Below are 24,892 nucleotides of genomic sequence, written 5' to 3'. Positions count from 1 at the left end.
GTCGACGCTTCGTTCACTGGAAGTTCCACGGGGTACCCTTCTCGAAAGAGTTGCCGCCAGCGAAGAACTGGGGCACGACGCACACCGGGTAGCCCAATCCGAGCCGGTGATAATCGACCAGCGCGCGATAGAACGCGAAGTTCGCCGCTTCGAGGCCGGTCTGGTAGAGGTACAGGGTGAAAGGCTCTGCTGAGGCCAGCGACCTGAGTTGCGCCAGCGTCTGATTGTGCGCAATCTCGTCGGTCTGGCCTCTGGGGCGTTTGACGCTGATGTCACGGTTGCGGAACCACGCCCCGTCGACGGTCGAATCCATCTCGAAGTGCCGGACGGAAAGTAGTGTCATCTTCAGCAGCTCTCGTCCGTCAGAGGGTTCTTGGTCGAGAAGGGGCAGTGCCCGAATTGGGTACGCACGCGCGGGTGATCCGTCGTGGTAGACAACGGGAACTTCGACGAGCGGGCCGCTTCCCGCCATCGTGTGGCGCCTGAGCGCGCAGGTCAGTGCCTTGTTCTGGATCCCGCTCGGATTGAGCGGAGACAGGCGGTCAGCTGAATCCGCGGTGCTGTTCGCCCATGCCTCCAGCTGCCCGTCGAATCGCTCGAATGTTGCGGCGGTACGGCTCGCCTGAGGATTGCTGGAGCGCCAAATGGCAGCCGGCTGTCGGATTGCGCCCCGAACGTCCGAGTTCTCGGCGGTGCCGACCTTGAATGGCCAGACGACCGTCACCGTGTCGGGGCCCGGCGATGGTTCTAGCACCGCGCCGATAGTGAGGCCCTCATAGGCGAGCCCTTCGAGCTGGCTCGCGATCAATTCGTACCGGGCTGCCGCGCCCCGGTCGTCGGGCGTGGCAAGGTCGAGGTGGAATTGCGCCGTCGAAAGCTGTCGCCTCAGGACCGCGGCCCGCTCGGCGAGGTCCGGGGGAATCCTCACGTGAAGCTCCGCTTCGGCGCTCACTCTCGACCGAGTCTCGCGGCGAGAAGCTTGGTGTCAATTTGCACGTCGAGGTCGGCCAGTCGAACGGGTGCGCGCATGGTCTCCGGGACTGGCCCTCCTGGCCCATCCTGCGCTGTCAAGACCATGACTGTTACGCCCTCGAATCCGGCGCTGGCCGCGAGCTTCGACGCCACAATGTAGTCCGCGGGTAACGGGTGGGGTCGAGGGAGGACAACGAGGCGGCCGGAGCTTTCGGCTCCAGCGCTCCACGGCACCCGGCCGGGAGGGAATCCCCGTACCGCGATGGCGGCGAACTGATCCAGTGCCTGCCAAATGACTCCGTGTGTGGTGTCCTCGAACAGCCGCGCAGTCGTCCCGTCGTCCCCCGCTGTGTCGCGAGAGTCGAGGCGGTCGATGAGCATCTCCACAAGCAGGGCGGCGCGCATCAGCTCCATCTCAACGCCGCGGGCCGCGCGGTTGTCTACTGCCGATCCGCCGAGGAGTATTGCTGTGACGCGCTGCAGACTGCCGGCTGCCATCATGAAGTCCAGTGCCTTTGCCGTCCAAATCGGTGACAGCAGCGTGTAGCAGAGTCGCTCTACGGAACAAATTCCGCCGTCTACATAACGCCGTGCGCGCACGCGGAGATCGTCCGGCATCGGGGTCACCTCCCAGAACAGCGCCCGCGCTTCCGCCGGCGAGATACTGGCTCCGCCGGGGATTTCCGCTCCCAGGACGAGTCCGAGCGTTCGCCCGTAGCGGCGGAGCGAGGCGGGAACTCGATGCTCCGGGTGGCCGTCGAACCGGATCTCCATCGTGCCGCCGGATTGGAAGGCGTCGCACAACATTAGGGCGCTGAGCGCTCGGGATCCCTCGGAGGCACCCACGTGGGGCACGTCGCAGGTCTGCCAGAAACGCACCGCGGTAGCATCCGAGCGGACGTCGCGGCGAAACGCAGCCAGGCCGATGATGACGTTCTGTGATGCGAGCTGGAACGGGCGAAGGTCATGCGGTTTGGGCGTCTCCTCGGCGTTGACGAATTGCTCGTGGTAGTGCTCGGCGAGTTCGATGATTCCGCGGTAGCCGGATTCCCAGGCGGGCCCGTGCTCTTCGAGTAGTGACTCGATAAACAGGTCGAGGTCGGTGTCGATCCGGCGACCCTGCTGCACGGCCGGGATGTCGTCGATATGCCATCGGACGATCTCTCCGGGGGTCCAACCGTATGTATCGTCCTCGGACGAGACGAGGCATGCGATGGAACGGTCGTCGATCCACGTCACCGGCAGCAAGGCGGGCGGGGCGGGGATTGCCGATGTGCGGAGTAACGCCTGGGCGTCCGAAAACGATGTCCGGCTGTCGCCGGACTCCGGCCGGTAGATCCTGGTCGAGACCGCGGTGCGTGGGTCGGACCACCAGCGGCGCAGAGGCTGCGGCGTTTCCATTGCGGCTGTGCCCGGATTCACGACGGTTCGGGAAGAGCTGGGGTGCACGTTGGCCTCGCACTCTCGCTCGGGTTGTCCAAGCTTAGGGGTTTCTGGCATGTATCGACGAGGCGATTTCAACATTTTTCCAGCACTGGCCTGCGGGCCGAACTCCGTCGGTGACTAGGACGAGCGCCCGCGGGACAGCCGGTAGATTGAGCTGCCGTCTCGCAAACCGTGTCACTTCTACCCCGACCAGCTCCGAAGCCCTCACCGTCCTCCTCGACGTCAGCGGCCGCGCCGCCTCCTGCATCATCGTCTTCGGAGGCCGGACGGTTCTCCGGCAGGAGTTGCTTGCACGCCAGTCGGTGGAGTTCAGGTTTAACGTCTAGCGTTATTGACGCAATGCGTTATAGACTGATCGTGTGATCAGGTCGTTCGGTAGCAAGGACACTGGAAAGATCTGGCATGAGCAGTACGTCAAGGGTGTCGACCGCGCGGTGCAGCGAGCGACCCTGCGGAAACTCGTGTTGGTCAATGCGGCCAAGGATCTTGAGGACCTTCGGATCCCTCCGGACAATCGTTTGGAACAGCTGGTCGGGGACCGTCGAGGTCAGTACAGCATCCGGGTGAACGTCGAGTGGCGCATCTGCTTCGTCTGGAGAGAAGGAGGAGCAGACCATGTCGAACTCATCGACTGCCACTGAGAACGACTCGATCGAGTCGATCCATCCGGGAGAGATCCTGATGGAGGACTTCATCGATGGATTCGGGATCACGCAGAACAAGCTCGCGGTCAGCATTGGGGTGCCGCCGCGCCGGATCAATGAGATCGTGCACGGCAAGCGGGGCATCACGGCCGACACGGCGATCCGCCTGGCGCGGTACTTCGGAACATCGGAAGAGTTCTGGATGAACCTGCAGTCCAACTATGAGTTGCGTCGCGAGCGCCGGGCGCTGCGGGACAAGGTCGCATCGATCACACCGCTGAAGGTCGCGTGACAGATTCTTCGATTAGGGTCGTTGCGCACAATGCGTTGGGGGCGCGAGACTTCGCCCAACTGGGGCGGCTGTTCGAAAGACGGGTCCCGTACCAGTGCGACGTCGGACTAGTCATCGCGTCAATGCATCCCTGAATGCGCGTGCCGCAGTCTCCGGACTTCATGCAGGCAGCCGTTGGAACGTGGTCGAGTTCAGGTTCAACGCTTAGGCTCAAGTTTCTTGCGATATTCGTCACGAGAGCATCAATCGAAGGAGACCATCGTGCCTGTCATCGCCATTATCGGAGCCGGACCGGGACTCGGCGCAGCGGTTGCGCGCCGGTTCGGGCGCGAGGGCTTCTCGCTTGCCCTGATATCCAGGAACCAGTCGAAGCTGGACGCTATGGCAGCCGAGCTGACCGATGCCGGCTTCACCGCGAGTGGTTACGCTGCGGATGTCCGCACGCCCGCGTCGCTCGAAGCTGCCCTTGCACGTGCCGCGGCAGAGCTCGGGCCCATTACTGCGCTGCAGTACAGTCCGCTCCCGTCGCGCGACTACCTGAAGCCGGTGCTGGAGATGACTCCTGAGTTGGCGCTGGAGGCATTGCAGTTCTCGGCCCTCGGGCTCATCCACGCCGTGCGCACGGTGCTGCCGGGAATGCGTCTGGCAGGAAGCGGCAGCATCATCCTGATCAACGGTGGAACCTCGGTGCAGGCGCGCGCCGGCTTCGCCGGCACGTCGATCGCCTTCCCGGCCGAGAGCGCCTACGGCGAGATGCTGCACGATGCCCTGGAGGGTGACGGTATCCGGGTTAACCAACTGGTGATCCCCGGCGGCATCCCCCAGCTTCAGCTTGCCAACGGCATCGATGGCGTCGCTGATCGCATCTGGGACCTCCACGCCGTTGCCGGTCCGTTCCGCACCATGCTCATCCCGCTCGAGGACGGCCGGGAGTAGCGAACTCGTTGCCCCGTCGCACGATGGTCAGCCAGACTGCACGCCGAAGTGAGGCTCGGCGCGGTCTGCGCGTGGACGCAGTGCCCCAAAAAGAAGTCCACCGCCATCCGAGCGGCCGCTCGTCCGATGGAATTGCGTCGGTTGACTGCGTCGAGTGTTAGCGTTCTGGCATGACTGAGACGGCCAAGCAGAGATCCCGTACCTCCCGCACCGGGTCGATCCCACGCACGGCGGCACGGATCGCGCTCGGGCTGGTCCTGGCCGGTGCCGGTACCACCCACCTCACGGTCGCGCGTGACGATTTCCAGGCACAGGTGCCGGAGTGGGTACCGCTGAACGACGACCTCGTCGTGCTCGGCTCCGGGGTGGTGGAGATCACCCTCGGCGTGGCTCTCCTCGTCGCCGCGAAGCAGCGTGTGCTGGTCGGATTCGTGGCAGCGGCCTTCTTCATAGCCATCTTCCCCGGAAACATCTCGCAGTACCTGACGAAGACCGACGCGTTCGGCCTCGACACCGACCAAAGCCGCTTCATCCGACTGTTGTTCCAGCCGCTTCTCGTGCTGTGGGCACTGTGGGCGACCGGGGCGAGCGCAGTACTCCGTCGGGCGCTGCGTGGACGCCGATAGCCCCGTCCGCCGTGAACCGGTCCGGACCGGGTCGGCTGCACAGGGTGGCGGTGGCAGACTGATTCCCATGACGACGCTGCACATCACCGGCGATGACACCTCCGACGCCCTCCTCAGCGAGAATCCGTTCGCGCTGCTCATCGGAATGCTGCTCGACCAGCAGGTTGCGATGGAAACGGCTTTTGCCGGTCCGGCCAAGATTCGCGAACGGATCGGCACCCTCGATCCGAAAGTGATCGCCGACTTCGACACGGATGCCTTCGCCGAGATGTTCCGCGCGTCACCGGCCGTGCACCGCTACCCGGGTTCGATGGCGGCGCGCACCCAATCGGTGGCCGGGGCCATCATGAGCAACTGGAACGGCTGCACCGCCTCGATCTGGACGGAGGGAGATCCCGACGGCAAGGAAATCTTCCGTCGACTGAAGTCACTGCCCGGGTTTGGCGAACAGAAAGCGAGGATTTTTCTCGCACTCCTCGGTAAGCGCCTCGGAGTCGACGCGGCCGGCTGGCGCGAAGCATCCGCTCCCTATGGGGAGGAAGGGTCATACCGATCGGTGGCCGACATTGTCGACCCCGAATCGCTCACTCGCGTGCGGGAGACCAAGCGCGCCGCTAAGGCAGCCGCGAAGGCGTAGTCTCGCGTGGTGGGCCCTCACTTCAACGAACAGACATTCGACTTTCTCGACGAACTCGAGCATCGCAACGAACGCGACTGGTTCCAGGAGCACAAAGCGATTTACGAGCACGAGTTGAAAGAACGGATGCTTGCGGTCATCGAGCGAATCAACCTTGCGTTGGGCGACTTCGCGGCCGAGTGTGTGCGCCCGCCGAACAAGGCCATGATGCGCATCTATCGTGACGTTCGATTCTCGAACGACAAGTCGCCGTACAAGACTCATCTCGCTGCCCACTGGCCACCCCGTGGATTGGAGAAGGCCGGGGGAGCCGGATACTTTCTGCAGGTGGGTGTGCGCAGCGTCATGGTGGCCGGCGGTGCCTATAGCCCGCAGCCGCCGCAGCTACGGGCCATCCGCGACTACGTGCTCGACCACCACGGAGAGCTGCGCTCTCTGCTCGCCACGCCCGCGCTCACACAACTGGCGCAACCGTTCGGCGGCAACAAGCTCATCCGCCCGCCGCGCGGCTTCCCGGTCGACCATCCGGCGGCTGACCTATTGCTCAATCGCAGCTGGGCACTGGTCGGCCACCTGCCCGGCGACGTCGCGCTCGACGAGAATTTCACCGACCTCGTCATTGAACGGTTTCGGGCGTTTCAACCGGTAGTCGACTTTCTCAACGTTCCACTGGCCGCGGCCACCCCGCTCGAGCAGGAAGCAGCCGTAGGCCGCCGTCGCTCTGCCTGACCACAGCCAGCCTGGACCCGCGCCGTATCAGGCCAGGGCCCCGGTAAGTGCCGGTCACACTTTGTCCCTGTGGTGGTGCACAATCTAGGCGCCGTTTCTCACAGCAAAATTCTGACCTGGGGTGTCTATCCGATCGCGTACCTGCTTCCGGCCATCGGTGTGAGCGGTGGAGACGCCTGGGTCGGCAAGCAACTCGGATACTCGATAGCCGACATTCTGGCGAAGACGGTCGATGGGCTCATCATCTTCCAGATTGCGCGGATGAAATCCTTTGCCGACGACCCGGCATTGGCGCTCGCGGAACTGTCCGTCGAGGACGCCGGGGAATTGTTGCGGTCGATCAAGCCCGCCGACGTCGTGAAATAGGGCGAACGTCATCGGGGCCCGGCCGAGCGAACGTCTGCTCGGCCGGGCCCCCAATGCACCCTGGGCCTATGACATCGAGGTGACAACGGATGTCTGATGCCGCACCCGACAAAGGCGCCGCCTAGTCCAGCGCCGTAATACGGCTCAGCACCTGCTCGGGAACCGCCTGGCGCGGCACCTCGCCCACCAGAAAATCGCCGTCGGGCAGCAGCGTGCCGGAGTCGGACGACCAGAACTCCGCGCCGATCACCGCTCCGCTCAGCTGGCTGCCGTGCAGCTCGACGTGGTCGTCGTGTCGCTGGCCGAGCGCCCACCGGTAATGGTCGGTCACGTTGGCGACTGGAGAATAGGTCGACAAAGGTACCCCGCCGACAGCCGGGCCGCGGTCGTCGAGCAGCACGGCGATCAGCGGCAGCGCGGCGAACCCGCGCAGCCAGTCGGCAACATACATTGACGCGTTTTCGGCGTTGTCGGCGTCGAGCCCGGACACATCGTTCGACCCCGAAAATGGATGCGTGAGCGCCAGCCACTGCATCGGCGACGGAATCTGCAGCACGACCGGTACCCGCTGGGTCTGGCTGAAGAGGGTGGCCAGTTCAATCACGTACGCCGTCGTCTCGGCATCACCGAGCAGGGTACGCAGGGCATAGCCGGTGCGGGTTTTGGCGCCCATCGCTGCCTGAAGCGCAGGGTCGGCGGCGACCCGCTGGGCGTAGAACCGGTCGAGGCTGAGCAAGGCCAGGTCGGACTTCAGCACGCCCTGCACCTGGCCGAAGAAGTTCGCGAAGGCCATCGGCTCCTGCCAGGGCACCGGCTTGCCCTGCAGAAAAACGGATTGGGCATATTCGTGGCTGTCCAGCACGACCGCGCGACGGCGGCCCGACGTTGGCTCGGCCAGCAGGTCATTCAATGAAACGGTCACGGTGTCTCCCATCGATCAATCAAGAAAATCGACCCGGGCTGCGGGACCGTAAGGAGACGGTCCCGCAGCCCGGGTCAGCTGGTGAAAATTAGGACTTGTGCAGGGCCACTTCGCCGTACTTCTGCTCCAGTTCGCGCACGCGCGCCTCGAGCTTGCTGATCTTGAGCACCCGACGATCGGGAACCATGATGAGCGGCAGATCCTCGAGCTTGCCCTTGACGCGCTCCGGCTCGAGTCCGCCCCAGTGGGTGGCAATCAGGTTTTCGTCGTCGTCCTGCCCCCAGGAACCGAAGTACAGCAGGTCAGCCGGCGGCTCTTCCTTCACGAAATCCTTGATGAATTCCTTGTAGGGAGTGCCGCGGTTGATGCGGTCCTGGCGCATCTTCGCGCGCAACTCGATGGTGGCCTGCTCGTGCACCACGTAGGTCTCCGGTTCCCAGACCACGCCGTACATGGTCGACGCGGTGTGGGCACTGATCCGGTCGAGTTCGAGGTCGGTGACCACGAGCTCCGGGTCGCGCTCGAGCACATCGCCGTAGCCGCCGCCCGCGCCCTGGGCGATCATGTAGAGCTCGCCCTCCTTCGCCACGTCGAACTGCAGCCCCATGTGGGCGGACTGGTAGTCGCCGCCCTCGAATGGCTGCTCGTTCATCACGCGCTCCATCGAGAGGTTGAACTGCGACGGGTCCTTCTGGATGATGTCGTAGATATTGACGTTCTTCACCATCGCGAGCGGGTAGACCGGGCACCCGTAGCCGCCGAACATGCCGGGTACAGAGGAGAACTTCGACCCGCTCGTCACGGTCATGAAACCCCAGCTCGGGGTGCCGCGGGAGGCGACGATCATCTCGTAGCCCATGCCACCGCGAAACTTGCCGAAGCCCTGGTTGTCGCGAACGAGACGCTTGCTCACGAGCTGCAGGAACGGAACCTCTTCTTCCATGACTTCCTGCTCGCCGATGTCGGCCATCGCGCAGAATAGCGGGGCGACGGCGTCTTCACCGTCGCGAAAGGCCTTCGCGCCGCCGCCCATGCCGTTGAGGTCGGCGCACAGGTTGCCGACCTGCTCACCATTTTGCGTGGTGCCGCCCCAGAGAAAGTCGTTGATCTGGTTAAACCAGGGGGCAACGACGTTGGAGTACTTCTGTGGTGAGGAGAACTGCATCTTGGCAAAGGCCGTCTGCAGGGCTGAAAAACCGCGGAAGGATGCCTGCAGTGACTGCCCGACGGGAGCGTCGTAGCCGGCATCCGCCCAGCTGTGTTCCTCGGTGATGACTTCGATCGGTGACAGCGCACCGGTCGAGCGGGGCAGGTCGGGCCACCAGTACGACAGGATGGCCTGGGCCATGAATGACTTCGTTGAGGCGAGCGGCGAATTGATGGCGCGGTTGAGAATCTCGGGGCCGGTGCCGGTGAGGTCCACGATCATGCGTTCGCCCTTGATGGTGATCTTGCAGGCGAACTTGATCAGGATGTTTTCCTTCAGCGTCGAGTCGACGAACTGATTGAAGGTGACCGTGCCGTCGGGAAGCTCGCCGATACGGCGGCGTACCTCGGTTTCGACGTCCTCGACGGTGACTCGCAGGGAGGCCACGAACGTTTCCTGGCCGACCTCGTCGATCAGGCGGTCGACGGTGTCCATAATGCGCTTGACGGCGCCCATCTTCACCTTGATGTCGGCGAGCATGAGCTTCGGGTCGCGCGTCGAGTGCTGCAGGAAGGTGAGCAGGTCGCGGCGCAGGTGGCCCTTTTCCACGATCTTGATCGGCGAGGCGCGCAGGCCGTCGTCGAACGGTGTCTCCGAGCCGCTCGGCATGCCGCCCGGCTCGCAGGCGCCGTTTTCGCCCTCGTGGATGGTGGCGCCGACCCAGGCGATGATGATGCCGCCGCGAATCACCGGCACCAGCATCGACTGGTCGGTGTTGTGCACCATGCCGAAACGCGAGTCGTTGTGGAAGAAACCATCACCCTCGTTGATGCCGACGGTGGGTTCGTCTTTCCAGTTCTTCATGATGTAGCGGATGGGGTGGTGCAGCACCGCAGAGAACGCGATCACACCGCGATTGGAGAGGTACGTCACGTCGCCCTCGGCGGTGTAGACGGCACAGGACAGGTCCGCCCACTTGGCGCCGGGCGCTGCGCCCATGCTCTCGCACATTTCAAACGCCTCGTCGAGGGCCCCGGCCAGGCGCTTGCGGATGCGGTCGATCTCGAGCGGGTTGATGCCGTTCGCGATGCACTCCTCCTCATAGGCGGTGCGGGGCATGATCTCGTGGTGGCGCATAATAGCCGGGTCTGGTCCGAGAAAGAGGGTGGTTTCGTCCATGAATTTGTCGACCCACTGCTGTTCCTGGTCGGTCAGTAGCTGGGCTGCGTCGTCGTCGTTTCCGCTGGTGGGTACAAACTGGTCAGTTGTCAGTGTCATGGTGTTCAAGCTCCTTTGCTTGCGTTAGCTACAGAAAAAGTGGTCAGTCGCTGAGCAGCCATACCGCCCCCTGCAGGGTCGGCTCCAGGCGCCAGCCCGGCTCGACCAGGTACGTGGTGTTCTCGGTCGTCACGATCGCCGGCCCGTGAATCACGTACTCGTGTTTGAGCGCCTCAGCGTCGTAAACAGGGGTGTCCACCGCGCCTTCGATGCTCGTAAAGTGCACCGACCGGTGCGACACGGGGGCCGGTTTGGTCTTCTCGCCGCCGATTTTGATCGACTCGAACTGAATGACTTCGCCCTCGATGAACGATGCGACCCGAATCGTCTGCACCCGGATGCCTGCCTCCGGTGCCTGGGTTCCCTCGCCGTACCGCTCGCCAAAGATCTCGGAGAACGTCTTGATCAGGTGCAGCACATCGGCGACCCCGTTGACCCGGTTGATGTCGAAGGCGACGGCGGTGGTGACGAGCTGGTTGCCGTAGCGCATGTCCATCTCGAGTCGGTAGCGCACGTCGGCGCGGTCGTAGCCCTGGCGCACGAGGTCTTCGGCACCCTTGGCTTCGAGCTCCTCGATGTACCCGTTGAGCGCGTCGTACTGGTTGTACAGGCTGCGCTTGATCGCTTCGTAGAGCACGACGTAGGCGCTGCGTTCGTGAATGTGCAGCGGTCGCATATTGCCGGCGCCGAGCGCCGAGAACACCGACGCGAACGGTGGAAACAGGATACGGCTGATGCCGGCGCTCGCCGCGATGCCACAGGCGTGAAGGGGGCCGTTGCCACCGTAGGCGAGCATCGTGTAGTCCTCGATCAGGCCGCCGCGCGAGCGCAGCTCCTTCTCGATGCCAATCGCCATCTGCTCATCGACGGTCTTCTTGATGACCTTGGCCACCTCGACCGCGTCCAGATCGAGCTCGTCGCTGAGCGTCTCGTCGATCACGTAGATCGACCGCTTCTTATTGAGCTTAATGTGCCCGTTGGCGTAGTTGTCCGGGTCGAGATAGCCGAGCACGAGGTCGGCGTCGGTGACAGTGGGGCGCAGGCCGCCACGGTCGTAGCAGGCTGGACCCGGGTCGCTTCCGGCCGACTCCGGTCCGATCTGAATGGCGTGGTGGATGCGGTTGTAGGCCGCGATCGAGCCGCCGCCAGCACCGAGCGTGTTCAGGTGGATCATCGGCGCCGAGACCATCCAACGTCCAATGGTGGGCTGGAAATCGTAGTGCCGCACACCACCCTCCGGAACCAGCCCGATGTCGAACGAGGTGCCGCCCATGTCCATCGACACGACGTCGCCAAGCCCGGTGGATTCTGACAGGTGCTGGGCCGCGCCGACGCCGGCGATCGGTCCGGAGTGAATCGTTTGTAAGGCATCCGTTGAATTGGGCTGCGCCATGCCGCCCGAATTGTGAATAACGAGCATCGGCTTCTCATAACCCGAGTCACGCAGGTTGTTGGAGAGCTGATTGAGTGCATGAAACATTGTCTGGTGCAAAAAAGCATCGACGACGGTGGCCATTGCCCGCACGTACTCGCCCTTGCGGCCAGAGACCTGGCTGCTCAGCAGCACCGGAATCGACCCAAGCTCGTGCGTGGGGTACTCGTCGAGAATGATCTCCAGAATGCGATCCTCGTGCACCGAGTTCTCGGTCGCGTTGGTCAACGCGATAACGATGGCCTCTGCACCGTTGTCGACGAGTTCGCGCACCTGGGTGCGCACGTCGTCGTACATCAGGGGCACCAGTACCTCGCCGACCGAGTCGATCCGTTCTTTAACAGAGCGGATGAGGCGGCGCGGCACAAGCGGGTCTGGTCGCTGGGCATCGGGCATATCGCCCTGCTTGACCCCGTCGAGTCCTTCGCCGTAGCCGCGGCCACGGGAGAGCGGGATGGTGTCCTCGAACCCGTGGGTGACGATCGCCGCGACCCGCGGCCCCTTACCCTCGATCAGGGCGTTGGTGCCGAGGGTGGTGGCGTAGCGCACCGAGTCGACCTCCTTGAGCGCGGTTTCGCGGCTGATGCCGGCGCGCTCGCAGGCCCGGTCGAGGGCTTCGTTGAAACCGAGGGCGAGGTTGTGGTGGGTGGTGAGCGCCTTGGATTCGATGTACACGTCGTCCCAGACGAAGAAGCAGTCGCTGAATGTGCCGCCGATGTCTACGGATATGCGTTTCACGGTCAGTGCCCTTCGGAGTTGTCGGCGTGCGAGTGGGAATGTGCGGACACGGAATCAAACCGGGCGCTGAGGTCGGTCTCGGCGTTCTCGCCGGGGCCGTAGTTGACGACCTCCTCGGGGTTGCCGCCGTGGGCTTCCCACTTTTCGCGCAGGGAATCGATGTCCCAGAGCATGTCGACGGTCGGCGGATGCCCCGGCGGCAGGTATTCGGCCTCGATCTGGGTGCCGCAGGTGGGGCAGTAGAACTCCAGGATGCGGCAGAAGGTCGGGTCCGGGGAGAACGTGAACTCGTACTTTTCCGGGTCGATCACCGGGGGGTGAATCTCCCGCGGGTCCCGGTCGTAGACCAGAGTTCCTTCCTTGTAGTTGCCGCGGGCGTCGCCGAAGTCATGGGCGCAGACGCGGCAGATCCACCGCTCCGTATCGAGGTCGATGAGCAGATATTCGGTCATGGGAACGCGCATTGTGTTTGTACCTTCCTGGGGAAACAAAAAAGTGGGCTAAAGCGTGTCGGCGAGCTGCAGGTCGCCAGCCGTGGAGACCGTCAGGGTCCAGCCGAGCGGCACGCGCGCGGTGAAGAACGGTCCCTCGACGATGGCCGGTCCGGCCGCCGTGGCGCCGGGCTTCTGGTCGTCGAGTTGGTAGACCGAGACGCTGTCGATCTGGGTGGGCGTGGAGCGCACCTGCCGGGTTCCGGCGGCCACGGCGGCGCTCGCCGCAGCGGGTACCCCGCTGGCGATGGTCGGGTGCGGCAGCCGGAAGGTGGCCTTGAGCGAGAGAATCTCTTCGCCGTCTTCGACAATGGTCGACCAGTCGAGTTCGCACTCGCTCAGGTCGTGCCCTTCCTGGAACATGTCCTTGCCGGCATCCGCTTGCATCGACGTGCGCACCGCGGTGATCTCGGCCTCCGAGAACCCGGTGACACTCGTTTCGTAGGACTGGGCGATGTCGGAGAAGCTGATTCCGTAGGCCGAGAACACCGCGGCGAGCCGGGGCACGAGCACGTTGTGCACGCCGGCAATGCGTGCGGCGGCGCAGGCGTTCATCGGTCCGCCACCACCGAACGCGGCGACCGTCGTGTCGCCCGTCGCGCTCACGAGGTCGGCGAAGGCCCGCGCCAGGTGGCTGGAATAGCTGGCTTCCATGCGAATCAGGGCCTCGTCGAGGCTGATTCCGAGCGGGTCGGCGACGGTCTTGGTGATGACAGCGCGCGACCGTTCGGCGTCGAGGGCCATCTCGCCGTTCAGATAGGTGGCGGGGTCGAGCACGCCGAGCAGCAGGTTGACGTCGGTGATCGTGGCCTGCGTGCCACCGAAACCGAAGCAGGCCGGTCCGGGGGCTGCCCCGACGCTTTCCGGCCCGACGGTGATCTCGCCGTCGTGCACGGCAATGATCGAGCTGCCGCCGACTCCGGTCGAGCGCACATCGCTCATCTCGTAGGAGATGTCGACGCCCTGGATCGATCCGCGCCGGTCGACGGCGATCGTGGAATTGGCGACGGCGCCGACATCCGTTGTGGTGCCGCCGACATCGATCATGAGCACGTTGTCGAGCCCGTACGCCTCGGCCAGAGCCCGGGTGCCCTCGAGGCCGCCGCGCGGTCCGGAGGAGTAGGTCTTGAGCGCGACCGACTTGGCCACCCGGGAGGAAGCGCCGTCGTTGCGGTAGATCAGCAGCGGGTTCTTTACCTTGTAGGCGCGCAGCCGGTGTTCGGCGCTGTACAGAAAACGCTCGACCGTGGGGTGCAGAAAGGAGTTGAGGATGCCGGACCAAACCTGACGCTGGCGGGAGGTATCAGAGGCGAACTCGCGGGAGAATAGAATCGGCACCGAACCGAGCAGGTGTCGGGGAAAGTTCTTGAGCATGGTGCGCTTGAACAGGTGTTCGCGTTCGGCGCTCAGGCCGGCGACGACGAGACGCTCCGCTCCGGCGGTGGTCAGTCGGTTGATCTCGGCGACGAGCTGGCGGGAGAGTTCCTCGGGACTGCCGTCGGCCGTGATGATGCCGATCCGGGCACCGATCAGGTCGGTGAACAACGCGGCGGTGTCGTCCGAGTGGCCGAGCGAGTCCGGCAGGGTGGGATCGTCGGTGATGAGCCCGATCTTGGGCCCCTTGCGCTGCACCAGCGCGTTGGTGCCCTGGGTCGATGAATAGCGGATGTGCTGGGTTGAATGCAGCAGGTCGGCTAGATTCGCTTCGCCGAACAGTAGAGCGGATGCCTTTGTCATCGCGTCGAAGAGACACTGGGACAGGTCGACCGGAGTGGTGAGGGTCTTGGTGAACGTGAAATCCGTGCCACTGGCGACAACAATGTCGGTGAGGGTTCCACCATTGTCAATGTTGATCAATCGTTCCATGAGCGCTCCTTTGCGGTTTGTGGTGAGTGATCGAGGCCCTCGGGGAGCCACGTCACCAAGAATGACCCCGCGTCCGAGGTAGAGCGTGTCCCAGATTGGGACACCGCACGACTAGCGCTCGCGGGGTCGCAGCGGGCATGCTTGCAGAGTCCACAAGGGAGTCGATATGCACAGAGTCGCCGATCGGCGAATCAAGATAGCGGCTGCGCGCGCCGATTTTCTGCGATTCGGACACGCTGAAACCCAATCGGTTCCTGGCGTGGTGGCCGCCTCCTGGCAGCGTTCCTTCTCAGCGGGAGTGGATGCATCCACTTCTCAGGCAGTGTTTCACAACGACCTCGATCTGACCGGCCGTCTGATGCGCTGCTCGGAACCGGTCATCGCCCGGCTGAGCGATGAGATGGCCGAAATGCCGCTGTCGATCGTACTCACCGACTACAAGGCACGAATTCTGAGTCGTTCCGAAACCGACAAGACCATCGGAACCCTGCTTGATGACGTGTCGCTGGCGCCCGGCTTCAACTACGCCGAGGCGAGCGTCGGAACCAACGGAATCGGCACCGTGCTCGAGTCGGGTCAGCCGTTGTACATCGTGGGGCCCGAGCATTTTCTCGAGCATCTGCAGCCGTTCGCCTGCGCCGGGAGTCCCATTCGGGACGCGATCACCGGGCGGGTGGAGGGGGTGCTGGATATCAGCTGCCTCATCGAAGATGCCAGCCCGCTCATGCATTCCCTGGTGCGGTCGGCCGCCCATGAGATTGAGCGCAACCTGCTCGCCGATCGCAGTCAGCGACAGCAGGCACTGTTTGAGGAGTATGTGCGGGTGGATTCCCGCAACCGGGGCGCCGTCATGGCCATCGGCGGCACCGTGGTGATGGGCAACGCGGTCGCGCAAAGTTCGTTTTCTCCCGATGAACAGTGGACCATTCAAGAGCACGCTCGCTATCTGATGATTTCTCCTGGTCAGCCGGTCGACCAGATCGAGCTGTCCTCGGGCAAGGTCGTGCACGTTCGGGGCAAACGTGTCGTGGTGGGCCCGGCCGTCGCCGGCATCGTTGTGGTGGTCGAAATCGTCTCCGAGCCCGCAGTGGTACCGGTGCCCGCATCGAGACTGACCCTGCCGCCGCTGCGGAGGCACCGGTTGAAGAAACCCATTCCTGCTGACACTTCGGCGATTCTGCACGATGCGGAATCATTGCTCGGCAAACGCGCCTCGAGCGGAGTGGTCACCGCGCTCACCGCCGGCGCGCCCCTGCTCGTGCTGGGGGAGGCCGGCGGTGGCAAGGTGTCGCTGATCGCCGAACTATATCGCCAGATCGTTCCGCTGGGTCGAAGCGTCGTGTTCGGTGCCGAGCAGATTAACGAGCACGGCATGCACTCGGCCATTAATAACGACCTGATCAGCGCCCTGGCCCGGCCAACGCTGTACATCTTTCGCAATATCGATCGGTTCACCGAGGCGGCGACCGCCGAACTCGAGGCGTTTTTGGTGACCCGCGAAGGCGGTGCTGGCGGCCTGGCCGTCACCGTGTCGCAACCCGATCTTCAGGCTGATTTGGCCGCTGCCCGCCCGTACACGGCCCTGCTGCAGCACTTCACAACCTCGGTCACGGTGGCGCCGCTGCGGCACCGCCAGGGAGACCTGCCCGACATCGTCACCCGGGTGCTCGCTCGACGGGCCGGTTTACGTCCGGCCACTGTGAGCGCCGGAGCGATGCGGGTGATCTCCCGCTATCCGTGGCCGGGCAATATTCGTCAGCTCGAAGAAGCGCTCGACACCGCCCTGCTCACGCGACCGGTCGGCGCCATCCAGGCCGAAGACCTGCCCGCCTACTGCCACGGCGGTGCACCGCGCCTGTTGTCGGCGATCGAAGCGGGGGAGCGTGACCTCATCGTCGGTGCCCTGCACAAAGCCGACGGCAATCGGATGCGCGCGGCCGAGTCCCTGGGAATAGCTCGGTCCTCCCTCTACCGCAAGCTAAAAACCTTCGGTATCACCGTCACCGACTCGTAGCCGGGCTGCGGCATCCGCTTACTGGCGGTGTGTGGCACGCAGGCGAATCACAGACCAGACGACCACGACGGCGACGAGTGCCATGGCGCACAGTCCGAGTCCGGAGTAGCCGGCCAGCGCCAGGATCGGCCCGGCAATTGCGCCGCCGAGAGCTCCGGCCGCGTTCATCGAGAGGTCGGAGAAGCCCTGCAGCGAAGATCGATCCTCGATCTCGACGGCCTCGGCGACGAGCGCAGAGCCGGCGACAACGGATGCCGACCAGCCCAGGCCCAACAGCACCAGACTTACCGTCATCGTGCCCTGCGACCCGTCACTGAGCCAGGCCGCTCCCAGCGCCCCGAGCAGCAGGGCCTGCCCGCCGAGGATCACTCGAAGCCGGCCGAACCGGTCGGCGAGCGCCCCGAACGCCGGGGAGAGGGCGTACATGCCGGCCACATGCAGGCTTATCGTCAGCCCGACGATGGTCAGGGTCGCGCCGTGGTCCCGCAGGTGCACCGGCGCCATGGACATCAGGGCCACCATGGTCGCGTGGCTGAGCGCGATCACGACAACGGCATACCTGGCCGCTGTGTTGCCGCGCAGAATAGCCAGACCGCCCCTGGCCCGACGGATGCCCACGCTTGTCGTGCGCGCCGCCAGCGCGGTCAGCAGCGGGTCGGGTCGCAGCCCAAGCGCGTAGACGAAGGCGGCGGCGACCGTGGCGCCGAGCGAAAAGGCGAACGCCCCGGTCATCGCCGGAAGCCCGAGGGTGGCACCGAGCGCCTCGCCCGGTCCGAACAGGTTCGGGCCGAGCACGGCGCCAATGGTGGTGGACCAGACCACGATGGACAGGTCCCGCGCTCGAAAGCGCTGGCTGGCCAGGTCGGTCGCTGCAAAGCGGGCCTGGAGGTTCGTTGCTGAGCCGGCGCCGAGCAGCATCAGGGCCAGCAGTAGCAGGGGGAAGTTGTCGACGGACACCGACATGATCGCGAGCACCGCGCCCGTGCCGGCCATAAGCGAACCGGTCGCGAGCGACACGCGACGCCCGCGCGCCTGCGCCAGGCGGGCGAGCGGAACGGCCACGATCGCGGCCCCGAGGGTGCTCATGGTGGCGGCCATGCCCGACCAGGCGCTGGACCCCGACAGTTCGGCGGCGAGTAGCGCGCCCAGTGACAGGGTTGCTCCCATGCCGATACCGCCCAGAATCTGCCCGGCGATGAGCACTCGCACGACGCGCTTCTGCAGGTTCGGTGCGGGTGACGAGGTCGTCGTGCGTGTGCTGGCGTGCTTCACTGTCTGTTCCCCCAGTTGGTCGCACCGTCGGGCGTGCGACTCGAGTGCTCGCGAGGCTCACTCTACCGAGCGGCCGACCGGTCTGATCGACGCCGGCCGCGAAAGTTGCGCCGTGCCGCCACACCGGGCATCGTGGGATCATGACGAATCCCGGCGAGCACACTGCCGCACTGCACGACGAGCCTTCACAGGATCCCGCAACCTTCTGGGAAAACCGCTATCGCGAAAGCGATCGTTCCTGGAGCGGGCGCGCGAACGCGGCGCTCGAACGCGAGGCCGCCGGCCTCGCGCCGGGCACGGCGCTCGACCTCGGCAGCGGGGAGGGTGGCGACGCCCTCTGGCTTGCCCAAAACGGATGGTCCGTCACCGCCGTCGACATCTCCCCGACCGCGCTCGCCCGCGGCCAGGCCGCCGCCGAAGGGGCTGGCCTCGCTGAACGCATCCGCTGGATCGCCGCCGACCTGGCCACCTGGCAGCCGGACGGCCCGTTCGACCTCGTCACGGCACACTTTCTGCAATCACCGGTCGAGCTGCCCCGCGAGGTCATCCTGCGCCGCGCCGCCGCAACGGTCGCCCCCGGCGGCGTGCTGCTCGTCGTGGGCCACGCCCAGTTTCCGCCGTGGTCGAAGCACAAGCCAGACGGCGTTCCGTTGCCGACCGCCGACGACGTGCTCGCCTCGCTCGAGCTGCTCGCCGAGCACTGGGAGATCGTCACCAAAGCTGCTGTTGAGCGGGAAGCCATCGGCCCGGACGGCCAGGTCGCCACCCTCGTGGACAGCGTGCTGACCCTCCGTCGCACCCACTCGATCTGAGCCGGTCACTCTACGCCTGCGGCAATGAGAACATTGGGTAATGACCGGAACACTCGTGGCCAAGGGCCTGGCCGGCGGCTACGCGCACCGCACCCTCTTTGAATCGCTCGACCTGACCGTCGCCCCCGGTGATGTGATCGGCGTGGTCGGCGCCAACGGCGCGGGCAAGTCCACCCTGTTGAACCTGCTGGCTGGGCTTACCGAGCCGCAAGCCGGCACCATCGCGCTCAGCCCAGCGGATGCCTTCGTCGGCGCGCTCCCGCAGGAACACGAACGGGTACCCGGGGAAACCATCGCCGGCTACATCGGCCGGCGCACAGGCTGCGCCGAGGCGACCCGCGAAATGGATGCCGCGGCATCCGCTCTCGGAGCCGCTCAGCCGCGCGCCGGAGGGATCGACCCGGCCGACGCCTATTCGAGCGCGCTCGAGCGTTGGCTGGCCAGCGGTGCCGCCGACCTCGACGAGCGGCTGCCGATCGTGCTCGCCGACCTCGGCCTCACCCTCGGCAGCACACTCACCGCCGATAGCCTGATGACCGCGCTTTCCGGCGGCCAGGCTGCCCGGGTTGGCCTGGCCGCCCTGCTGCTCTCTCGCTTTGACATCGTGCTGCTCGATGAGCCGACGAATGATCTCGACCTCGACGGGCTCGAACGCCTCGAAACCTTCGTCACCGGGCTGCGCGGCGGCGTCGTGCTGGTCAGCCACGACCGCGAATTCCTCGCCCGCTGCGTCACCCGGGTGCTCGAACTCGACCTCGCGCAGGGCGCGAACCGGGTGTTCGGCGGCGGCTACGACTCCTACCTCGAGGAACGCGAAACCGCGCGCCGGCACAACCGTGAGAACTACGACGAGTTCGCCGCCAAGAAAGCCGACCTTGTCGGGCGGGCCAGAACTCAGCGGGAATGGTCGAGCCAGGGCGTGCGCAATGCCATGAAGAAGGCACCGGACAACGACAAGATCCGCCGCAAGGCTTCGGTCGAATCGAGCGAGAAGCAGGGCCAGAAGGTACGGCAGATGGAGAGCCGTATTGCGCGCATGGAAGAAGTCGAGGAACCCCGCAAGGAATGGCAGCTCGAGTTCACCATCGGCGCCGCCCCGCGCTCGAGCGCCGTCGTGGCCACCCTCAATAACGCCGAATTCCGGCAGGGCGACTTCGTGCTCGGCCCGGTATCCCTGCAGATCAACGGCGGAGAACGCATCGGCATCACCGGCCCGAACGGCGCCGGCAAGTCCACCCTGCTGCGCGCTCTGCTGGGACGTCAGAAAGCGGATGCCGGCAGCGCTCACCTCGGCGCCAGCGTTGCGATCGGAGAAATCGACCAGGCCCGGGCGCTCCTGGCCGGCGCCCGGCCCCTGGCCGCGAGCTTCGAAGTTCTCGTGCCCGAGCTCTCGCCCGCGGAGGTGCGCACCCTGCTGGCTAAGTTCGGCCTGAAAGCCGACCATGTGAACCGCCCGGTCGACGATCTGTCGCCGGGGGAGCGCACCCGGGCCGGGCTAGCGCTGCTGCAGGCGCGCGGCGTGAACCTGCTCGTGCTCGACGAGCCGACCAACCACCTCGACCTCGCGGCGATTGAGCAACTGGAACAGGCGCTCGACAGTTATGAAGGCACGCTGCTTCTGGTCACCCACGACCGGCGCATGCTGGCCAACGTGCGCACCGACCGGCACTGGAATGTCGAAGCGGGCCAGGTTCTCGAGGGCTGACGGTCGCGTCCGAACAGCTCACCCGGGCAGGGCCATCAACTTCTTTTGGTGCCGCTTTTCGTGGGTGACCACGATCATGTGCGGCACGGTGAGGCCGGCCAGGCCGATGAACAGCACTTGCAGAATCTGCTCCGGCACATCGCCGCTGGGGCCGATGACGAACAGCAAAGCACCGGCCGCGAGGATCGGCACCACGGTATACGCGACCACGATCAGGGGCGGTAGTCGCCCTCCGCCACGTTCTTCGGCAAACCCCGCCCTCAAATGCCGAAAGCTGTGCAGCGCACAGAAATACACCAAAAAGAACACCAGCGGTTCGCAGGCCAATGCGAGCACCGACGTGAGCACGATTTCCACGCTCTCATGCGGCCGATGCCGCATGGCGGCGACGGCCGCCACCAGCAGCCCGGCCAGAGCGAGCGGTGCCAGTCCTGCCTGCACGTCCGACACCATCGCGCCGTCGGCACCGGCAAGCACCACGTAGGCAGCGCCCACCTGATCCGGATGTGAGAAGGCCGGTACGCTCAGCAGTCCGAATCCGGCGACAAAGCGTAGCCACAACCCACGATCAGCGTTCCAATCAGACCCGAAATGCAGCGCCGACACGATCAGGAACGCAACCAAGCTCAGCACCGGGGCGACCAGCCAGAGCAGCACGACACCGACCACAATCACGAGGTATACCGCGTTGAACGCAGCAAAACCCAGCGGGGTTCGCCAGACGCCGGCGCGGCGCGCGATCAATGGATCGAGGGCACCGTGCGGCAGACCCAGCACGGCGACGAGCACGCCGAGAAGTACGACCTGAAACGTAAGTGAGAGCATCGGCAGGCCGAACTCGAGCATGGCCAGCGTGGTCAGTGCCAGACCGGAGAACACCACCGTTTCGATGGGGACGTGGCGGATCCGGGCCGTTGCGCGGGCGGTACCGACTCGGGGCGCGGCGACCTGCTCCATCATTGTGTCTCGCCCGAGCACACGGTCCCAGTGGGCGTGGCGACGAGTAAGGCCTGTGCAGCCGATGCAGACGTGAAGGCTGTGGGTGCGGCTACCTGGGCGATAAACGGGCTCCAGGGCAGGCTGAATATGATTTTGGCATAGTCTGCGGCCCGGGCGCCGTCACTGAGGAAACGCACCAGGGTGGCCGGCGGCACACCGCGGGCCAGAGCGAGAAAATACTCTGCAGTACGTTCCGGATGCGCGCGAACGGCCTGGAGAAAGATGCGGTCGAAGGTGCGACGCAGCCACGGTTCTTCGGGATGCCCCACCGCTTCCCGCCCCGCCAGGAGGCGATCCGTGCACACTTGCGCCCACCGTTGAATGCGCAAGAATCCATAGCCTGAGGCGGCTCGCAAGGCACCGCCCGCATTTCCGGCAAGCACCACCCCGGGTATCTCCGGCGCGGTCTGACGGCCCCGTCCCATGGCCAGCACCCCACCCTCGGTGCGCACCCGACGAACGTCATCCAGACCCAGGCCCGTTAAAACGTGGTCCAACTCACCGGCCAGAAGTTCCCGTTTGATCGGTGTTGTGCCGAAGCGGGTCCACTCCACGATGGCCCGGTTCGGACCCAATGGCAGCGCGTAAACGAAGCTCAGGCCTTCCTCATTGGCGGCAAGCGACCCCATCAATGTCACCTCGGTCGGGTCGAACGGATGCGGCCCGTCACACTCGAATTCAACTCCCACAAAACTTTGATAGAGCATCGCGGCAGCGGGCCGTGGTCGCGTATCGATCACCTGACGGGCCAGCAGTGTGCCGCCGCTGGTTTCGACCCGCACACCGTCCGGCACCGCGCTCACCATTTCGGCGCGTACGCCGAGACGCAGGTCTACACGCGGCGACTGAGCGATGTCGGTCTGCGCGCTGGAATAGAAGTCGATGCCACGAATGTACTGGTATGACAATGCCGGAACCTCGTGCCGAACCGCGCTACCTGCGGCATCAGTAAAGGTCCACGTCGGCCAGCGTTGGGAAACCAAGTGCGAGAGTTCGTGTTGTTCTTTCTGCCAAAAGCACCAGCTGCGGTCGTCCTGGTACGCGGTGCGCGGTTCGACGACGACAACGCGCGGCCCGGCTGGCGCGCGCGCCAGCCGGGCCGCCAGGCTGAGCCCGGCCAGTCCCGCACCAAGCACCACAACGTCAACGTCTTCGACAGAGTTCATTTGTGCTCTATTTCTCTTAACCACATGCTGAGGTGTGGTGCTTCTGTGGACCGATCGAGCCGGCTGCAACAGCTGAAGAAATCTACGGATGAATCACTACTACCTCTGAACGTCGATTTGGAGTAGGTTTCCTAATATACCTAGCTAGGTTACCTAAGTACGTGCTTTATCTCCCGTACCGTCAGCGATTCTCGAGCATCAGAGGCTATTTTGATACCTGATTCACTAACCCAAGTGCAGTACGACACCATCTACAATATTTTCTCCCTCGTGATTGCCTCGCAGCTTTTCACCTCTATCTTTCTGGTGATCAGCCTTCCGCGCGTATTGCCGAGGTATCGCCAGGCATTGACTGTCGCGGCGATCGTTTGTGGCATCGCGGCGTATCACTACTTCCGTATTTTCAATTCCTTCACGGAAGCTTTCGTGACCGAGGCGGTCGGCGGCCGCGGTGATTATGTTCAGGTCGCGGGAGCGTCGTTCAACGAGGGATACCGCTACGTTGACTGGCTGCTGACGGTTCCGCTGCTTCTCCTTGAACTCGTGGCAGTTCTGGCGCTGGCCCGGAAGGTGCAGAGCAGCCTGCTCACCCGGCTCATTCCTGCTGCTGCCCTGATGATTGCCTTGGGCTACCCCGGCGAAATGGCGTCGGACAACCTCACCCGTGGCATCTTCGGTCTGCTCTCTTCTCTTCCCTTCGCGTATATCCTCTACGTGCTCTTCGTTGAACTGACCAAGTCGCTCGACCGCCAACCCGCCACGGTGCGTAAGACCATCAGCCTGCTGCGACTGCTCCTGCTGGCAACGTGGGGCGTCTACCCGATTGCCTATCTGCTGCCCGGACTGGGTATCGACGGGTCCGATGCATGGGTCGGACTCCAGATCGGCTACTCCGTAGCAGATATCCTGGCCAAATGTCTGTACGGCCTGATCATCTTCCGGATCGCGCGGATGAAGTCCTTCTCAGACGACCAGGCCTTTGCCGAGGTCGAACTGACTCTGGAGGAGGCGACGAGCCTCAAGCAGCCTATCGTTCAGAATCGGCGGAAATAATCGACGAAGCCGTCGATATGAACGGGACCTGCCAGACCGGTAATCGGTCCTGCGGGTCCCGTTTTGGCCGCCACGTGCATTGCTAAACAAGCGTCGCGAATCAGCGCGACTGGCGCTTCTTCCCGAGCTTCGGCTGGCCCTTCACCGCGGGGGCGCGGCCCTTGCCCTTGTTGGCCTTGGCCTTACCGCCGCCACCTGAACCGCCTGACCGGCGCGAACCGCCGCCAGCCTGCGCGCCGCGCCCGGCGGCCTCGGTCAACTCGAGGCGGGCGTCGTCCAGGAAGGCAGCCCCGATCTCAGTGAGCGTCGTGCTCTCGGCGGCACGATCGAACAATGCATAGCCGAGTTCGGCTTCGACTCGCTTTACCGAGGCGCTGAGGGTGTCGCGGGAGACGCCGAGTGTCTGCGCGGCGCGGGCGAAATCGGGTGCCTCAGCGGCGGCCACGAAATGTGCCAGCAGGGTGATGTCCACGTAAAGCCTCTCGTTCGCTGCGCGGGAGGCGAGCAGCCCTTCTACGCTACGCGCCGAAACCGACCGAACCCACCGCTGCACGCACGGATGTCCGACCGCTGCACCCAACGAGTGTTCACCGCGAACACGTGCCTGGGGCTAGGCGCGGCGGCGTCAACGTGGTTCGCTGGGTGTATGACGACCCTGCCGATGTTCCCTCTGGGATCCGTGCTGTTCCCCTACATGCCGCTGCAACTGCGCGTGTTCGAGGAACGCTACCTCGTGATGCTGGCCCGGGTGCTCGATGCCGAGCCGGCCGAATTCGGCATCGTGCTGATCGAACGCGGCCAGGAAGTGGGCGGCGGCGAACGTCGGTTCAGCGTCGGCACCGTCGCCCGGGTTACTCAGCTCGAAGCCCCCGAGGGTTACCTCGGGCTGGTGGTGCAGGGTGAGCGCAGAATCGAGGTGACCGAGTGGATGCCGGAGGACCCGCATCCGCTCGCGACGGTTCGTGCACTACCCGACCTGGAATGGGACGATGCGCTGCTGCCGCGCCGCGAACAGGCCGAGCAACTTGTGCGCCGCACCCTGTCACTCGCGAGCGAGTTCAGCGACCAGGAGTGGTCGCCCGATGTCGCGCTCTCGCACGACCCGACCGCCGCCGCCTGGCAGCTCGCCGCGATCGCCCCGGTCGGACCGCTCGATCAGATCGTGCTGCTGCGCTCGCCCACCATGGAAGCACTGCTCGATAACATCATCGAGCTGACCCAGGCCGCGGCCGCGACCTGGGCCTAGGAGGCTGCTGAATAACATGGGTTCAGCCGGCCCGGCGAGTCTCTAGAGTGTTTTTTTGCTCCGGGGTGGGGCGTTGTGAGATCGGCTGAGCGGTCGGCACCGG

General features: G+C 64.8%; 23 protein-coding genes. 12 read left to right on the top strand and 11 right to left on the bottom strand.

Features of this window, described 5'->3' with window-relative positions:
* Positions 1-13: 13 nt before the first annotated feature.
* Both E3O45_RS02630 and E3O45_RS02625 read right to left on the bottom strand, forming a co-directional pair.
* A complete protein-coding gene (locus tag E3O45_RS02630; protein WP_134441522.1) occupies positions 14-952 on the bottom strand; it encodes a hypothetical protein in 939 nt (312 codons plus the stop codon).
* Positions 949-2,373, bottom strand: coding sequence for a hypothetical protein (locus E3O45_RS02625; protein WP_134441521.1), 1,425 nt, complete (start codon positions 2,371-2,373; stop codon positions 949-951). Before E3O45_RS02625 ends, E3O45_RS02630 begins: the two co-directional genes overlap by 4 nt.
* A 404-nt stretch (positions 2,374-2,777) precedes the next feature.
* On the opposite strand from E3O45_RS02625, the gene E3O45_RS02620 reads away from it, so the two are divergent.
* The 7 genes from E3O45_RS02620 to E3O45_RS02590 all read left to right on the top strand — a co-directional run bounded on the left by E3O45_RS02620 (position 2,778) and on the right by E3O45_RS02590 (position 6,648).
* Positions 2,778-3,059, top strand: coding sequence for a type II toxin-antitoxin system RelE/ParE family toxin (locus E3O45_RS02620; RefSeq protein WP_134441519.1), 282 nt, complete (start codon positions 2,778-2,780; stop codon positions 3,057-3,059).
* A complete protein-coding gene (locus E3O45_RS02615) occupies positions 3,034-3,354 on the top strand; it encodes a HigA family addiction module antitoxin (protein WP_134441517.1) in 321 nt (106 codons plus the stop codon). Before E3O45_RS02620 ends, E3O45_RS02615 begins: the two co-directional genes overlap by 26 nt.
* Before the next feature lie 261 nt (positions 3,355-3,615).
* A complete protein-coding gene (locus E3O45_RS02610; RefSeq protein WP_104132099.1) occupies positions 3,616-4,290 on the top strand; it encodes an SDR family oxidoreductase in 675 nt (224 codons plus the stop codon).
* Positions 4,291-4,460: 170 nt separating this feature from the next.
* Positions 4,461-4,916: a hypothetical protein gene (locus E3O45_RS02605; protein WP_134441515.1), complete on the top strand. Its 456-nt coding sequence runs from the start codon at positions 4,461-4,463 to the stop codon at positions 4,914-4,916.
* Positions 4,917-4,983: 67 nt separating this feature from the next.
* On the top strand, positions 4,984-5,553 hold the full coding sequence (locus tag E3O45_RS02600; protein ID WP_134441513.1) for an HhH-GPD-type base excision DNA repair protein: 570 nt from the start codon (positions 4,984-4,986) through the stop codon (positions 5,551-5,553).
* Positions 5,554-5,559: 6 nt separating this feature from the next.
* Positions 5,560-6,282, top strand: coding sequence for a DUF2461 domain-containing protein (locus E3O45_RS02595; RefSeq protein ID WP_134441511.1), 723 nt, complete (start codon positions 5,560-5,562; stop codon positions 6,280-6,282).
* 69 nt (positions 6,283-6,351) lie between these two features.
* Positions 6,352-6,648: a bacteriorhodopsin gene (locus E3O45_RS02590; protein ID WP_134441509.1), complete on the top strand. Its 297-nt coding sequence runs from the start codon at positions 6,352-6,354 to the stop codon at positions 6,646-6,648.
* Positions 6,649-6,769: 121 nt separating this feature from the next.
* Here E3O45_RS02590 and E3O45_RS02585 read toward each other — a convergent pair whose 3' ends face one another.
* The 5 genes from E3O45_RS02585 to E3O45_RS02565 all read right to left on the bottom strand — a co-directional run bounded on the left by E3O45_RS02585 (position 6,770) and on the right by E3O45_RS02565 (position 14,522).
* Positions 6,770-7,570, bottom strand: a complete 801-nt coding sequence (locus tag E3O45_RS02585) for a hypothetical protein (protein WP_134441507.1) — start codon at positions 7,568-7,570, stop codon at positions 6,770-6,772.
* Positions 7,571-7,658: 88 nt separating this feature from the next.
* Complete coding sequence (locus tag E3O45_RS02580) at positions 7,659-9,995, bottom strand: hydantoinase B/oxoprolinase family protein (protein ID WP_134441505.1); 2,337 nt, start codon at positions 9,993-9,995, stop codon at positions 7,659-7,661.
* A 43-nt stretch (positions 9,996-10,038) separates the two neighbouring features.
* The gene (locus E3O45_RS02575) at positions 10,039-12,165 is read right to left on the bottom strand and encodes a hydantoinase/oxoprolinase family protein (protein ID WP_134441503.1); all 2,127 of its coding nucleotides are present in this window, start codon (positions 12,163-12,165) and stop codon (positions 10,039-10,041) included.
* 2 nt (positions 12,166-12,167) lie between these two features.
* Positions 12,168-12,617 (bottom strand): acetone carboxylase subunit gamma, encoded by a 450-nt coding sequence (locus E3O45_RS02570; RefSeq protein WP_241979007.1) that lies wholly within the window; start codon positions 12,615-12,617, stop codon positions 12,168-12,170.
* 48 nt (positions 12,618-12,665) lie between these two features.
* The gene (locus tag E3O45_RS02565; protein ID WP_134441500.1) at positions 12,666-14,522 is read right to left on the bottom strand and encodes a hydantoinase/oxoprolinase family protein; all 1,857 of its coding nucleotides are present in this window, start codon (positions 14,520-14,522) and stop codon (positions 12,666-12,668) included.
* Between the two features lie 166 nt (positions 14,523-14,688).
* Here E3O45_RS02565 and E3O45_RS02560 point away from each other — a divergent pair, with 166 nt between their 5' ends.
* Positions 14,689-16,536, top strand: coding sequence for a sigma-54-dependent Fis family transcriptional regulator (locus E3O45_RS02560; protein WP_134441498.1), 1,848 nt, complete (start codon positions 14,689-14,691; stop codon positions 16,534-16,536).
* Positions 16,537-16,554: 18 nt separating this feature from the next.
* Here E3O45_RS02560 and E3O45_RS02555 read toward each other — a convergent pair whose 3' ends face one another.
* Entirely contained in the window at positions 16,555-17,808 is a 1,254-nt protein-coding gene (locus E3O45_RS02555) for an MFS transporter (protein ID WP_241985188.1), read from the bottom strand.
* Between the two features lie 140 nt (positions 17,809-17,948).
* Between E3O45_RS02555 and E3O45_RS02550 the strand changes: the two genes are divergently transcribed.
* Positions 17,949-18,620: a bifunctional 2-polyprenyl-6-hydroxyphenol methylase/3-demethylubiquinol 3-O-methyltransferase UbiG gene (locus E3O45_RS02550; RefSeq protein ID WP_134441497.1), complete on the top strand. Its 672-nt coding sequence runs from the start codon at positions 17,949-17,951 to the stop codon at positions 18,618-18,620.
* Positions 18,621-18,660: 40 nt separating this feature from the next.
* Positions 18,661-20,325, top strand: a complete 1,665-nt coding sequence (locus E3O45_RS02545) for an ABC-F family ATP-binding cassette domain-containing protein (protein WP_134441495.1) — start codon at positions 18,661-18,663, stop codon at positions 20,323-20,325.
* A gap of 18 nt (positions 20,326-20,343) precedes the next feature.
* On the opposite strand, the gene E3O45_RS02540 is transcribed toward E3O45_RS02545, so the two are convergent.
* The gene (locus tag E3O45_RS02540) at positions 20,344-21,285 is read right to left on the bottom strand and encodes a Brp/Blh family beta-carotene 15,15'-dioxygenase (RefSeq protein ID WP_134441493.1); all 942 of its coding nucleotides are present in this window, start codon (positions 21,283-21,285) and stop codon (positions 20,344-20,346) included.
* On the bottom strand, positions 21,282-22,490 hold the full coding sequence (locus E3O45_RS02535) for a lycopene cyclase family protein (RefSeq protein ID WP_134441491.1): 1,209 nt from the start codon (positions 22,488-22,490) through the stop codon (positions 21,282-21,284). Before E3O45_RS02535 ends, E3O45_RS02540 begins: the two co-directional genes overlap by 4 nt.
* A 234-nt stretch (positions 22,491-22,724) precedes the next feature.
* On the opposite strand from E3O45_RS02535, the gene E3O45_RS02530 reads away from it, so the two are divergent.
* On the top strand, positions 22,725-23,543 hold the full coding sequence (locus E3O45_RS02530) for a bacteriorhodopsin-like (RefSeq protein WP_241980444.1): 819 nt from the start codon (positions 22,725-22,727) through the stop codon (positions 23,541-23,543).
* 100 nt (positions 23,544-23,643) lie between these two features.
* Here E3O45_RS02530 and E3O45_RS02525 read toward each other — a convergent pair whose 3' ends face one another.
* Positions 23,644-24,015, bottom strand: a complete 372-nt coding sequence (locus E3O45_RS02525) for a LysR family transcriptional regulator (protein WP_134441490.1) — start codon at positions 24,013-24,015, stop codon at positions 23,644-23,646.
* Positions 24,016-24,189: 174 nt separating this feature from the next.
* On the opposite strand from E3O45_RS02525, the gene E3O45_RS02520 reads away from it, so the two are divergent.
* Entirely contained in the window at positions 24,190-24,789 is a 600-nt protein-coding gene (locus E3O45_RS02520) for an LON peptidase substrate-binding domain-containing protein (RefSeq protein ID WP_092450307.1), read from the top strand.
* Positions 24,790-24,892 lie beyond the last annotated feature (103 nt).

Source organism: Cryobacterium sp. TMS1-20-1 (assembly GCF_004402355.1).
In the GTDB taxonomy this organism is placed as follows: domain Bacteria; phylum Actinomycetota; class Actinomycetes; order Actinomycetales; family Microbacteriaceae; genus Cryobacterium; species Cryobacterium levicorallinum.
The sequence above is the reverse complement of the archived record's forward strand: the minus strand, read 5'-3'. Positions and strand labels throughout refer to the sequence as shown.